The sequence below is a fragment of the Gordonia sp. (in: high G+C Gram-positive bacteria) genome (genome assembly GCF_047600565.1).
GTDB lineage: Bacteria > Actinomycetota > Actinomycetes > Mycobacteriales > Mycobacteriaceae > Gordonia.
Window position 1 is genome coordinate 2,080,074 of record NZ_JASGKN010000001.1, and the last position, 12,686, is coordinate 2,092,759.

The window sequence follows — 12,686 nt, forward strand, 5'->3', positions numbered from 1 at the left end:
GCACCGGCTCCGCGTCGTTCGTCGGCTGTGGGAGACTTTCACCCATGTCCCTGCCTCTTCGCACCCGCACCGCCCTGGCGGCTGCGGCCTCGGCGCGCTGGGCGTCGCGGACCGCCGGCCGCGGCAAGGGCTCGATGATCGGCGGCCTGGTCGCCGAGAAGATCGACCCGAACATCATGTCGCGACTGGCCGCCGGCAAGCGCAGTGTTCTGGTGACCGGCACCAACGGCAAGTCGACCACCACCCGGATGACGGCGGCTGCACTGTCCGGCCTCGGGGAGGTCTGCACCCAGGAGGACGGCGCCAACATGGACGCCGGCATCATCGCCGCGCTGTCCCTGAATCAGGACGCCCCGATCGCCGCCCTCGAGGTGGACGAGCTGCACGTCCCGAACGTCGCCGACGCCACCGACCCGCAGGTGATCGTCCTGCTGAATCTGACGCGCGATCAGCTGGACCGGGTCGGCGAGATCAACCACATCGAGCGCCGGCTGCGCGAGGGCATCGCCCGACACCCCGACACGGTGATCGTCGCCAACTGCGATGACGTCCTGGTCACGTCGGCGGCGTTCGACGCTCCGAACGTCGTGTGGGTGGCGGCCGGTGCCGGCTGGGTGGGCGACTCGGTGAGCTGCCCGCGCACCGGTGAACCGATCATCCGCAAGGACCACGACTGGTATTCGACCGGTGACGCGAAGTTCCGTCGCCCGCAGCCGCAGTGGTGGTTCGACGACGAGAAGATCTACGGCCCGGACGGCTTCTCCGCACCGCTGAATCCGGCGGTCCCGGGCCGCGCGAATCGGGGCAACGCGACCCATGCGGTCGCCGCCGCCGTCGCGATGGGCGCCGATCCGGCGGCCGCGACCGCCGCCGTCGGCACGGTCGGGGAGGTCGCCGGCCGGTACGGCTCGTACCAGCTCGACGGACACACCATCCGCACCCTGCTGGCGAAGAATCCCGCCGGCTGGCAGGAGGCGCTGTCGATGATCGACCAGGACGCCGACAGCCTGGTGATCGCCGTCAACGGCCAGGTCCCCGACGGCGAGGACCTGTCGTGGCTGTGGGATGTGCGTTTCGAGGCGTTCGAGACGATGAAGGTGATCGCCTCCGGCGAGCGCGCCGCCGACCTGGGTGTGCGTCTGCTGTACGCCGGGGCCGAGCACACCACCGTGCCCGACCCGATGACCGCGATCGCCCAGTGCCCGCCCGGCCGGGTCGAGGTGCTGGCCAACTACACCGCGTTCCGCGACCTCGGCACCGCCCTGGAACGTGCCGGCGCCACGCCGTCTTCCGCCCCGCGCCAAGAACCGCCCGCCACGCTCCTTGAGCCTGTCGAAAGGAGCAACGATGACTGAATCGACTCTTCGGATCGGCCTGGTCCTGCCCGACGTGATGGGCACCTACGGCGACGGCGGCAATGCGCTGATCCTGCGTCAGCGGGCACGGATGCGCGGCCTGGATGCCGAGATCGTCCCGATCACCCTGGACGACGACGTCCCCGATTCACTGGACGTCTACACGCTCGGCGGGGCCGAGGACTTCGCGCAGCGTCTGGCGACGCGGCATCTCACCGAGCATCCGGGCATGCAGCGCGCGGCCGGAAAGGGCCGGCCGGTGCTAGCGATCTGTGCGGCCATCCAGGTGCTCGGCCACTGGTACGAGACGGCGGCCGGCGAGAAGGTCGACGGTATCGGGATGTTCGATCTGACCACCGCGCCCGGCCCGGCGCGGTCGATCGGCGAACTGGTGACCGACCCGCTGCTGGAGGGTCTGACCGAACCGTTGTCCGGCTTCGAGAACCATCGCGGCATCACGACGCTCGGCGCCGATGCGGCACCGCTCGGCAAGGTCCGTCACGGCGTCGGCAACGGTACCGCCGACAAGGTCGAAGGCGTGGTGCAGGGCAGCGTGATCGGCACCTACATGCACGGTCCGCTGCTGGCCCGCAATCCCGAGATGGCCGACTACCTGCTGGCGAAGGCGACGGGCACCACGCTCGCTCCCCTGGACCTGCCCGAGGTCGATCAGCTCCGCAAGGAACGTCTGGCCGCCGCCCGCTGACTCCGGGCTCCGGACTCCGCGGATCAGGTCACTCCAGCGCCACCGGCTCGCACCGGTCGCGGGTCCCGTCGATCGGGAACCAGCCGTCCTCCCACCGCTGCCACGCGGCCAGGAGGTCGCGCTGGTCTTCGCCGTCACGCGCGACCGACCGTTCCAGCCGCTCCGGCGCGCTCGGGCCGCCGATCCAGAACGCGCGATCGAGACGGTCCGCCATGCGGCGCCGCGCCGAGGTGACGCCCTCGACGATCAGCAGGGGCGCCCAGCGCACCGTCGTCGGCGGGCCCGGCTCCGCGGTGGCACCGCTCCAGATTCGGGGACGATAGGTGATGTCGTGGCTGCGGCCGAACGGCGCGAGGACGTCACGCTCGAACTCGGGCCACCACGCCGCCGGCCGATCCCAGGTGGCGTAGTCGTCGGTGCGGATCAAGACGAAGCGCCGCCCCAACGCCATCAGATCGGCGGTCAGAGCGTCGGCGAAAGAACTCTTACCGGCACCGGACGGACCGTCGATCGCGACGATCCCCGACCGCAGCTCCGCTGCGATCTCGGCCGAATCACGCGAGGGCACGACGTCCGGAGAAGGCGCGGCCCAAGGTCAGCTCGTCGGCGAACTCCAGGTCGCTGCCCATCGGCAGACCGGATGCCAGACGGGTCATCGACAGCCCCGGGAAGTCTTTGAGCATGCGCAGCAGATAGGTGGCCGTCGCCTCGCCCTCGGTGGTCGGGTCGGTGGCGATGATGACCTCGGTGACGTCCTTGCCGTCCGGCTGATTGCCCAGCCGCAACAGCAGTTCCCGGATACGAAGCTGATCGGGGCCGATCCCGGACAACGGATCCAGCGCACCGCCGAGCACGTGGTACCGGCCGTCGAACGCCTTGGTCCGTTCGATCGCGTAGATGTCCTTGGGTTCCTCGACCACACAGATCTTGGTGGGGTCACGACGGGCGTCGGCGCAGATCCGGCACAGCCGGTCGGCCGACACGTTGCCGCATTCGACGCAGAATTGGACGTTGTCGCGGACCTCGCCGAGCGCGGCGATCAGCCGGTCGATCTCGGTGTTGTCGCCGGCGAGCAGGGAGAACGCGATGCGCTGGGCACCCTTGGGTCCCAGCCCCGGCTGCTTGGCCAGCTGGTCGATCAGGATCTGGATCGGACCCTCGTACATCGCGTCGCGCCTCTGCCTCGGTTCGAGCGGTCAGCCCAGGCCGGGCAGGCCGCCGCCGAGACCGCCGGACAGCGGGCCCAGCTTCTCCTCGGCGAGCTTGTCGCGGTTGGCGGCCAGATCGGACAGGGCGCCGAGGATCAGATCCTGCAGGGTCTCGACGTCGTCGGCGTCGACCACGTCGGGCTTGATGGCGATCGCGGTGACGTCACCGGTGCCGTTGCCGGTCACGGTCACCAGACCGTTGCCGGCGGTGCCGGTCACCTCGGCGGCAGCGATCTCCTGCTGCGCGGCCACCAGCTTGGTCTGCATCTCCTGCGCCTGCGCGAGCAGGCCGGCCATCGGGTTGTCTCCGTCGCCGAACATCGCGGCGGGATCGAATGCGTCAGTCACGACATCCAGGGTACGGGCGCATCACGACAACAGTCGCTCGACATGCGCGGCGAGTTCGTCGACGGTCTGGCCGTCGCGTGGAACCACCTCGAACGAGATCACGTCGTCGGCGAAGAGCGCGGTCGCCCGCCGGTTGAGGGCGAACTCGAATCGCTCGCCCTCCGAGCCCGTCGGCGGGACACGGCGCCACTGCACCACTCCCCCGTACACCGGTGCGCTCATGCCGGTGGTCACGCAGTGCTCGTCGTCGTGGGGTCCGCCGGGCAGATCACGCTGGATCTGGAAGCACGCACCCGACTCGGGATCGATGAACACCAGCGCCTCGCACCCCAGATCGGGGTGCCGCTCGTAGGAGCCTTCGATCGCCATGGCGTCGAAGCTACCCGCCCTCCCCGCACTACTGGGCCGTATGGGGTCCGGTAACCCGCCACACCCGACAACGGCACGTATCGGGCCCGTCTGTGCCAGAGAAGTCAGACGGGCCGGTCCGATTCGAACCTCCGCCGGGCACCGGTGAACGGGTCGGTGAACTCGAGGGCCGACGCGACCAGCCGCAGCGGCGTCGAATAGTCACCGCGGTCCGACGCCGAAGCCAGGTGGTCGTCGACCTCCGGATACAGGGGATCGCCGACGATCGGTGCGCCCAGCGAGGACAGGTGCAACCGCAGCTGATGAGTGCGGCCGGTGTGCGGAACCAGCAGGTATTCGGCGGTGCCGTCATCACGCATCCCGGTCAGTGTGATGTCGCTGATCGCGTTGACCGGACCGTCGACGATCCGCGCCCGCAGATCCCCGGACGTCTTCTCGATGCGGTTCTCGATACGGATGGGGCTCCTTTCGACAGGCTCAAGGAGCGGAGCCGCTGCCCGGTACTCCTTGCGGACTTCCCGATCGGCGAACAGACGCTGGTAGGCGGAACGATCGGCGCGGCGACGGGTGAACAGCAGCACGCCGGCGGTCAAGCGGTCCAGCCGGTGCGCGGGCGCCACGTCGTCATCGCCGAGTTCACGCCGCAACCGCACCAGCGCCGTCTGGGTGACGTGCCGGCCGCGCGGCATGGTCGCCAGGAAGTGCGGTTTGTCCACGACGACGATCCGCTCGTCGCGGTACAGGATCGGCAGATCGAACGGGACCTCCACCTCGTCGGGCAGGTCCCGGTACAGGTACACCGAGCGGGGCCGGACGACCGGCGCGTCGAGGTCGACCGGATGTCCGGATTCGTCGACGACGGCGCCCGCCGCGCACTGCGCGGCCAGGTCGGCGTCGGTGACACCGGTCAGGGTCGGCGCCGCGAGCAGCGCCTCACCGACCGTCGTCGGCGACGACCACCGTGCGGGGTCGAGCACCACGCGCGTCGCATCCACGCCGTCGCGCGCCGGCAACGGCTTGACGCGGCGGCGGCCCCGCCGGCTCAGGGCTCGAGGCGGTTCTTGAGGTTGCCGAGCAGGGCACCCTGGATGCGGGAGAGGCCCTTGGGGGCGAAGGTCTTCTCGAAGAAGCCGCCCACGCCGCCGGCACCCTGCCAGGACGTGGTGACGTCGACCTTCGAGCCGGTGCCGGACGCGGTCACCCGGTAGACGGTGACCATCGACGAGTTGCGGTCGGTCTCGGTGATGCTGTCGCCGGCGGCGGTCACATCGGCGAGGACGTCGCGCGAGCGCTTCTCGGTGGCCTGCAGGATCCAGTGCACGACGGTGCCGGCTCCCTGACCGCCTTCCTCGACGCGGTAGTCGCGGTAGTTGTCCGGCAGGATCGCCGGTCGGACCTCGCGGTAGTCGCCGAGCGCGGCGAGCACCGTCTCCGCCGGAGCGGCGATGTCGATGGACGAGTTTGCGGTCACCTGAGCCACGGTTAACTCCTTCTTCACAGGCAGCGCGAACCAGCCTACCGGCGCCGCGCTACGGTGGGAACGTGCCTTCTGATCACTTGGAGTACGGCAGCGCGGAGTTCGACCGGGGAGTCGAGCGCCTGCTCGCCAGCTACCGGGCGATCCCCGCCGGAGCGGGTGTCCGGCTTGCGAAGAAGACGTCGAATCTCTTCCGCAAACGCGCCGAGAATCCGAATCCGGGCCTGGACGTGTCCGGGCTGAACAGGGTCATCTCCGTGGATCCGCGCGCCCGGACCGCGCAGGTCGCGGGCATGTGCACGTATGAGGATCTGGTGGATGCCACCTTGCAGTACGGCCTTGTCCCGTACGTGGTGCCTCAGCTCAAGACCATCACCCTGGGCGGCGCGGTCACCGGGCTCGGCATCGAGAGCACGTCGTTCCGGAGCGGGCTGCCGCATGAGTCGGTGCGCGAGATGGAGATTCTGACCGGCGACGGCGAGCTGGTGGTGGCCCGCCCCGACAACGAGCACAAGGACCTGCATTTCGGGTTCCCCAACTCGTACGGGACGCTCGGTTACTCGGTGCGGCTGGAGATCGATCTGGAGGCGGTGAAGCCGTTCGTCGAACTGCGGCACGTCCGCTTCACCGATGTGCGCGCCCTGCAGGACGAGCTGGTGCGGATCGTCGACCGGCGCGTCTATCAGGGCGAGCCGGTGGACTATCTGGACGGCGTGATCTTCAGCGCCGACGAGTGCTACCTGGTGCTGGGCCGCCAGACCGACGAGCCCGGCCCGGTCAGCGACTACACCGGAAACGACATCTACTACCGCTCCATCCAGCACGACGACGTCGACCATCCGAAGCGGGACCGCCTCACGATCCGCGACTATCTGTGGCGCTGGGACACCGACTGGTTCTGGTGCTCGCGGGCGTTCGGCGCACAGAACCCGAAGATCCGCCGGTTCTGGCCGAAGAAGTACCTGCGCTCGAGTTTCTACTGGAAGCTGATCGGCTACGACCAGCGCTATGACATCGGTGATCGTCTCAACGCTCGGAAAGGCCAGCCGCCGGGTGAACGGGTGGTGCAGGACATCGAGGTGCCGGTGGAGCGGACCGCCGATTTCGCCGAGTGGTTCCTGGCCGAGATCCCGATCGAGCCGATCTGGCTGTGCCCGCTGCGGCTCCTCGATCCGGCCCCCGGCGGCCGTAAGAAGCAGCCGTGGTCGCTGTATCCGTTGCTCAAGGGCCACACCTACGTGAACTTCGGCTTCTGGTCGGCGGTGCCGGTGACCCCCGGAAAACCCGGCTACACCAATCGCCGCATCGAGATCGAGGTCAGCGAGCTCGGCGGTCACAAGTCGCTGTACTCCGAATCGTTCTACCCGGAGGAGGAGTTCGACGAGCTGTACGGCTCGAAGACCTACCGGGCGTTGAAGAAGAAGTACGACCCGCAGGGCCGATTCACAACCCTCTACGAGAAGGCGGTCAAACGCGCATGACTGATTCGCGCATGAACCTGGCGCAGATCTTCGAATCCCTGCTCGGCCGGGACCTGAACGTGCGCTTCACCGCGTACGACGGATCCGACGCGGGTCCCAAGGACGCCGAGTACGGACTGAATCTGAAGACGCCGCGCGGCACCACCTATCTGGTGACCGCGCCCGGCGACCTGGGTCTGGCGCGCGCGTACATCTCCGGCGACCTGGAGCTGATCGGCGGACATCCGGGCGACCCGTACGGCGCATTGCAGGCGCTGGCCGGCGACCTCTCGTTCAGCAAGCCGAGCCCACTCACCATGGCCAGCGTCGCCAAGCAGATCGGGTTGGAGCACTTCAAGCCGATCGCTCCCCCGCCGCAGGAAGCATTGCCGCGGTGGCGCCGCGTCGCCGAGGGTCTGCGGCACAGCAAGCACCGCGACGCCGAGGACATCCAGTACCACTACGACGTCTCGAACCGGTTCTACGAGATGGTGCTCGGTCCGTCGATGACCTACACCTGCGCCGTCTACCCCGACCGCGACGCCTCGTTGGAGGCCGCGCAGGAGAACAAGTACCGGCTGATCTTCGAGAAGCTGGCGCTCAAACCCGGCGACCGGCTGCTGGACATCGGCTGCGGCTGGGGCGGCATGGTCCGGTACGCCGCCCGCCAGGGGGTGCACGCGCTGGGCGTGACGCTGTCCAAGGAGCAGGCCGAGTGGGCGCAGCAGGCGATCGTCGACCAGGGGCTGACCGAGTTCGGGGAGGTCCGGCACAGCGACTACCGCGACGTGACCGAGTCCGGCTTCGACGCGGTCAGCTCGATCGGCCTCACCGAGCACATCGGCGTGCACAACTATCCGTCGTACTTCGGGTTCATGCGCGACAAGCTGAAGGTGGGCGGCTACCTGCTCAACCACTGCATCACGCGCCCGAACAACAACACGCGCAGCAAGGCCGGCCCGTTCATCGACCGGTATGTGTTTCCGGACGGCGAACTCACCGGATCGGGCACCATCGTGTCGAAGATCCAGGACCTGGGCGGTCTCGAAGTCCTGCACGAGGAGAACTTCCGCGAGCACTACGCGATGACACTGCGCGACTGGAACGCCAACCTGGTGGCGAACTGGGACGAGTGCGTCGCCGAGGTCGGTGAGGGCACCGCCCGCCAGTGGGGCCTGTACATGGCGGGCTGCCGGATCGGTTTCGAACGCGACATCGTGCAGCTGCACCACGTGCTCGCCGTGAAGCAGGACGCCGAGAAGAGCCCGAACACCCCGCTCCGCCCCTGGTGGACTCCGTAGCGGTGACCGTGCCGGTCCGATACCGGCTCCGGGCAGTCGCGAACGTCCTGAACCCGGCGACCCCGGCCGGACTGCTGATCGCTGTCGCCGGTCGCACCCGGATCAGTCGCGGACCCGGGGCCGGTCTCGCCGACGGCGGCTACGCGGAACAGCCGCTCCGATCGCGTCGCCGCACGGCGTGAACCACACGTCAGAGACACGATTGCGCCCCGAAATGCAACGTTGCGTTCCGGGCCGCGGATGTCCATAGTCGATCGGGTCGTCGGCGACGAGAGGTGAACGACTCATGGACCAGCAGGGCTCGGCGGAGCGGCAGATCGGGCTCGAACAGGAGACCGTCGACGAGATGTACCGGCGCCTCGACGACGAGGTGCGAGCCAAGGTCGCCGAACGCGAGCGCGTGGAGTCCGCACCCGTCGACGAGACCGGCGACCGGTACGCGAAGGGCGTCGAACTGTCCCGGTTGTCCGACCGGATCCGCCGGCTGCGCGGCGCCGAGAACGGATTGTGCTTCGGCCGCATCGACGGCGACGACGGCGCCCTGCACATCGGACGCATTGGTCTGCGCGACGACGCCGACGAGCTGCTCCTGATCGACTGGCGCGCCGAGGCCGCGCGCCCCTTCTACGCGGCCACCCCGATCGCCCCGATGGGTGTACGACGCCGCCGGCACCTGCGGCTCGACGGGCGCAGCGTCACCGGGGTCACCGACGAGATCCTGGACGGCACCGCACCCACCGACGACGACCTCGTCGGCGACGGTCCACTCGTCGCCGCGCTCAGCGTCGCACGCACCGGCCGCATGCACGAGGCGGCCGCCACCCTGCAGACCGAGCAGGACCAGATCGTGCGATCCGCCCATCGCGGGGTGATGGTCGTCGACGGTGGACCGGGCACCGGCAAGACCATCGTGGCCCTGCACCGCGCCGCCTACGTGCTGTACGCGTTCGAGGCGATCGCCGACCGCGGCGTGCTCGTGTACGGCCCCAACCAGCGGTTCCTCGACTACATCTCGGGGGTGCTGCCGTCCCTCGGCGAGAACGACGTCGCCCTCGCCACCGCCGGCAGCCTCACCGGCATCGATGTCACGGTCGACGACCCCGAGGACGTCGCCCGCCGCAAGGGCCGCGCCGACATGGCCGCCGGGCTCGCCGACTGGGTGGACCGGCGCAGACCGCACGGACGACCGTTGACGATCGAGACAGTCGACGACACCGTCACCCTGCCCCCGGCGGCCGTCGACGCCGCCCGCCGCCACGCGCTGCAGGGCGACGTCGGACACAACCGGGCCCGCGAACTGTTCCTCGAATACGTGGTGGACGACGTGGTGACCGAACTCGAGGAGAGCTCCGCCGCAGACCAGGCCGCCTTCGAGGACGAGGTCGGCATCGACTTCGACCGGATCGCCGGTATCTCGCCGGGCGATCACGCCGACGGTCTCGACATCGACTGGGACGCGGTCCGCGAACAGCTCCTGGACGATCCGATCGTCGACCGCGCGGTCTCCCGGGTGTGGCCGCCCCTGCGGGCCGACGACGTGGTGCGGCGTTTCGTCGTCGAACACGACGACCTCCCTGACGCCGGCGACGGCTGGACGGTCGCCGACCTCGCCCTGCTCGATGAGGCGCGGGCCCTGGTCGACGGCCCGCCGGACATCACCTACGGGCACATCGTCGTGGACGAGGCGCAGCAGCTGTCGGAGATGGCGTGGCGGATGCTGATGCGGCGCTGCCCCAACCGGTCCATGACGATCGTCGGCGACCTCGCACAGGCCGGACCGACCACCACCGTCGAGTCGTGGGCGGCGGCATTGGGCCCGTTCGTCGGCGACCGTTTCGAGCATCACCGGCTCACCGTCAACTACCGGACCACCGCCGAGATCCTCGACTCCACCGCGCCGCTGCTGGCCGTCATCGCCCCCGATCAGACGGTCGCACAGTCCATCCGGCACGGCGACGAGCCGCGCACGGTGACCGCTGGTGAGCAGGATCTGGTGGCGGCGGTGTCGTCGGTGCTCGACGAGACCGCCCGCGCCCATCCGGGCGAACTGATCGGGGTGGTCGCCGCCGCCGGCCGGCTCGCAAGCATCGAACCGTTCCTCACCGGCGCCGAATTCGTGGCGGCACCCGACGCCCGGGGGCTGGAGTTCGACACCGTGGTGATCGTCGATCCGGACGGCATCGCCGCCACCGGCAACGCCGGTCTGCGAGACCTGTACGTCGCGCAGACGCGTGCCACCAAACGCCTCGTCAGCGTCGCCGTCGGCTAGGAGTCGTCGACGGGGCGGGCGCCCAGCTCACTCTTGAGCAGTTCGAGTGCCACCTGGTCGGGGTCGAGCCGCGCATCGGGTGCGCCTTCGTGGGCGCCGGCGATCATCTCGTCGCGTTCGGCGTCGGTGAGTTCCTCATCGGGAACCGGTTCCGGAGGGAGCCGGGAGGCGTCCGGATCGGCCGGCCAGGGCTCCTCGGGCTCCGGAGGAGCCTCCGGCGGCGGCGGTCCGTCGTCAGCCGGACCCGCGGGTGCACGGCCGGCCGGCTCGGGTCGGCTCGGACGCTGGAAGGTCTGGCGCTTCGGCGCAGGACGGCCGTTCTGCGGCGCCGCCGCCGACGGCGTTGCCCCGGCCTGCCCCGGAACCACCCGGACCTGCCACTGCGGGCCGAAGACCTCGGCGGCGGCGGCGTTGAGGATGCCGCTGCCGCGCGCATCGGTCAGCCGGCCCACGAGCGCCTGATGCGGATGGGCCAGCACGACCACCGTGCCGTCGACCGACTGCACGGCCGCCGACGACAGCATGGCCTCGAGGACCTTGCCCGAACCCGTCGGTTCGCCGCGCACGGCGGTACGGAAGTCGGCGAGTTTCGCGGTGACCTCGTCGACGGTCATTCCGGCGGCCTGTTCCTGAGCGGGCTCCTGAACCGGCTCAGGCTGCGGAGCGGTCTCCGGTTCCGGTTCCACCACGGCTGCGGGCTGCGGCGCCGTCGGCTCGGGCTCCGGCGCTGGCTCCGGCGCAGCGGGCGCGGGCGCGGCCTCCACCGGGGCGGCCTCCGTCACCGGTTCAGCGGCAGGCTCGGATTCCTGCGCAGGCTCGGGAACCGCAGTCGGTTCCGGCTCTGGCTGGGCTTCGACACGGGCCGGTTCCTGAGCCTGTCGAAGGGCGTCGCCCTGCTCAACCACCGAGGCGGCCGGCTCCGGTTCCGGCGTCGTCGCGCGCTGGGACGGGCGTACGAACTTGGTGTCGACGGGCGCGGCCGGAGCAGCCGCAACGGGAGCAGCGGGGGTACCGGCACCGGCGCCGACGGCACCCGGACGGTTCTCCAGAGTCTCGATGCGCTGCAGCAGTGCGGCCTCGTCGTCGGAGGCGGCCGGCAGCAGCAGACGGGCGCACATCACCTCGAGCAGCAGACGCGGCGACGTGGTGCCGCGCATCTCGCCGAGCGCGCCGTGCGCGATCTCCGCATACCGGGTGAGAGTGGCGGGGCCGAGGTACTCGACCACCGACCGCATGCGGGTCACCTGATCTTCGGGCGCCTCCACCAGGCCGCGTTCGGCGGCATCCGGGACGGCCTGCAGCAGCAGCAGATCGCGGAAACGGTCGAGAAGGTCCATCGCGAAGCGGCGCGGATCGTGACCGGCATCCACCACGCGTTCGACGACGTCGAACAGCGCCGGGCCGTCGCCGGCGGCGAGCGCATCGATCGCGGCATCGATCAACGCGACATCGGTGACGCCCAGCAGTGACAGCGCACGCTCATAGGTGACACCGTCGTCGCCGGCGCCGGCGAGCAGCTGATCGAGGATCGACAGCGAGTCGCGGGGCGAGCCGCCGCCGGCGCGGATCACCAGCGGATACACCTCGGGAGCCACCGTCACACCTTCACGGGCGCAGATGTTCTCCAACAGCGATCGCATGACGGGCGGCGCCAGCAGCCGGAACGGGTAGTGGTGCGTCCGCGACCGGATGGTGGTCAACACCTTCTCCGGTTCGGTGGTCGCGAAGATGAAGATGAGATGCTCCGGCGGCTCCTCCACGATCTTCAACAGCGCGTTGAAGCCCGCCGAGGACACCATGTGCGCCTCATCGATGATGAACACCCGGTACCGCGATTCGGCCGGTGCGTAGAAGGCGCGGTCGCGCAGTTCCCGGGTGTCGTCGACACCGCCGTGGCTGGCCGCATCCAGTTCCACCACGTCCAGGTTGCCCGGGCCGCCCGGCGCCAGCGCGATGCACGACGCGCAGACACCGCACGGCGTGGACGTCGGCCCCTGTTCGCAGTTGAGTGACCGGGCCAGGATGCGGGCCGACGACGTCTTGCCGCAGCCGCGCGGTCCGGAGAACAGATAGGCGTGGTTGATGCGCCCCGAATCGAGGGCGCGGCTCAACGGCTCGGTGACGTGCTCCTGGCCGACGACTTCGGCGAAGGTCGCCGGGCGGTAGGTGCGATAGAGAGCCACGGGACAGAGC

General features: G+C 69.7%; 13 protein-coding genes. 6 read left to right on the top strand and 7 right to left on the bottom strand.

Annotated features, from left to right (window positions below; all coding sequences use genetic code 11):
• The first annotated feature begins 44 nt into the window (after positions 1 to 44).
• Complete coding sequence (locus QM774_RS10165; RefSeq protein ID WP_414975760.1) at positions 45 to 1,355, top strand: MurT ligase domain-containing protein; 1,311 nt, start codon at positions 45 to 47, stop codon at positions 1,353 to 1,355.
• Positions 1,348 to 2,061, top strand: a complete 714-nt coding sequence (locus QM774_RS10170) for a type 1 glutamine amidotransferase (RefSeq protein WP_414975761.1) — start codon at positions 1,348 to 1,350, stop codon at positions 2,059 to 2,061. Before QM774_RS10165 ends, QM774_RS10170 begins: the two co-directional genes overlap by 8 nt.
• 28 nt (positions 2,062 to 2,089) lie before the next feature.
• On the opposite strand, the gene QM774_RS10175 is transcribed toward QM774_RS10170, so the two are convergent.
• The 6 genes from QM774_RS10175 to QM774_RS10200 all read right to left on the bottom strand — a co-directional run bounded on the left by QM774_RS10175 (position 2,090) and on the right by QM774_RS10200 (position 5,466).
• Positions 2,090 to 2,629 (bottom strand): uridine kinase family protein, encoded by a 540-nt coding sequence (locus QM774_RS10175; protein WP_414975762.1) that lies wholly within the window; start codon positions 2,627 to 2,629, stop codon positions 2,090 to 2,092.
• Entirely contained in the window at positions 2,616 to 3,227 is a 612-nt protein-coding gene (recR, locus tag QM774_RS10180) for a recombination mediator RecR (protein WP_414975763.1), read from the bottom strand. Before recR ends, QM774_RS10175 begins: the two co-directional genes overlap by 14 nt.
• Before the next feature lie 30 nt (positions 3,228 to 3,257).
• On the bottom strand, positions 3,258 to 3,617 hold the full coding sequence (locus tag QM774_RS10185; protein WP_414975764.1) for a YbaB/EbfC family nucleoid-associated protein: 360 nt from the start codon (positions 3,615 to 3,617) through the stop codon (positions 3,258 to 3,260).
• 21 nt (positions 3,618 to 3,638) lie between these two features.
• Positions 3,639 to 3,986, bottom strand: a complete 348-nt coding sequence (locus QM774_RS10190) for a hypothetical protein (RefSeq protein WP_414975765.1) — start codon at positions 3,984 to 3,986, stop codon at positions 3,639 to 3,641.
• 104 nt (positions 3,987 to 4,090) lie between these two features.
• Positions 4,091 to 4,999, bottom strand: a complete 909-nt coding sequence (locus tag QM774_RS10195) for a pseudouridine synthase (RefSeq protein ID WP_414975766.1) — start codon at positions 4,997 to 4,999, stop codon at positions 4,091 to 4,093.
• A gap of 29 nt (positions 5,000 to 5,028) precedes the next feature.
• Positions 5,029 to 5,466, bottom strand: a complete 438-nt coding sequence (locus QM774_RS10200) for an SRPBCC family protein (protein ID WP_414975767.1) — start codon at positions 5,464 to 5,466, stop codon at positions 5,029 to 5,031.
• Positions 5,467 to 5,528: 62 nt separating this feature from the next.
• Here QM774_RS10200 and QM774_RS10205 point away from each other — a divergent pair, with 62 nt between their 5' ends.
• The 4 genes from QM774_RS10205 (at position 5,529) to QM774_RS10220 (ending at position 10,493) form a co-directional block, all read left to right on the top strand.
• Positions 5,529 to 6,944 carry an FAD-binding oxidoreductase gene (locus QM774_RS10205; protein ID WP_414975768.1) on the top strand — a complete coding sequence of 472 codons (1,416 nt, stop codon included), beginning with the start codon at positions 5,529 to 5,531 and terminating at the stop codon, positions 6,942 to 6,944.
• Between the two features lie 11 nt (positions 6,945 to 6,955).
• Positions 6,956 to 8,224: a class I SAM-dependent methyltransferase gene (locus tag QM774_RS10210; protein ID WP_414976644.1), complete on the top strand. Its 1,269-nt coding sequence runs from the start codon at positions 6,956 to 6,958 to the stop codon at positions 8,222 to 8,224.
• 2 nt (positions 8,225 to 8,226) lie between these two features.
• Positions 8,227 to 8,406: a hypothetical protein gene (locus tag QM774_RS10215; RefSeq protein ID WP_414975769.1), complete on the top strand. Its 180-nt coding sequence runs from the start codon at positions 8,227 to 8,229 to the stop codon at positions 8,404 to 8,406.
• Between the two features lie 104 nt (positions 8,407 to 8,510).
• Positions 8,511 to 10,493, top strand: a complete 1,983-nt coding sequence (locus QM774_RS10220; RefSeq protein WP_414975770.1) for a HelD family protein — start codon at positions 8,511 to 8,513, stop codon at positions 10,491 to 10,493.
• Here the strand turns inward: QM774_RS10220 and QM774_RS10225 are convergent.
• Positions 10,490 to 12,676 carry a DNA polymerase III subunit gamma and tau gene (locus QM774_RS10225; RefSeq protein WP_414975771.1) on the bottom strand — a complete coding sequence of 729 codons (2,187 nt, stop codon included), beginning with the start codon at positions 12,674 to 12,676 and terminating at the stop codon, positions 10,490 to 10,492. The two genes, QM774_RS10220 and QM774_RS10225, sit on opposite strands and share 4 nt — an antisense overlap.
• Positions 12,677 to 12,686 lie beyond the last annotated feature (10 nt).

Excerpts from the sequence above, each read along its gene's own strand:
- QM774_RS10165 (WP_414975760.1), top strand. The coding sequence starts at position 45 with ATGTCCCTGCCTCTTCGCACCCGCACCGCCCTGGCGGCTGCGGCCTCG.
- QM774_RS10170 (WP_414975761.1), top strand. The coding sequence starts at position 1,348 with ATGACTGAATCGACTCTTCGGATCGGCCTGGTCCTGCCCGACGTGATG.
- QM774_RS10210 (WP_414976644.1), top strand. The coding sequence starts at position 6,956 with ATGAACCTGGCGCAGATCTTCGAATCCCTGCTCGGCCGGGACCTGAAC.
- QM774_RS10190 (WP_414975765.1), bottom strand. The coding sequence starts at position 3,986 with ATGGCGATCGAAGGCTCCTACGAGCGGCACCCCGATCTGGGGTGCGAG.
- QM774_RS10220 (WP_414975770.1), top strand. The coding sequence starts at position 8,511 with ATGGACCAGCAGGGCTCGGCGGAGCGGCAGATCGGGCTCGAACAGGAG.
- recR (WP_414975763.1), bottom strand. The coding sequence starts at position 3,227 with ATGTACGAGGGTCCGATCCAGATCCTGATCGACCAGCTGGCCAAGCAG.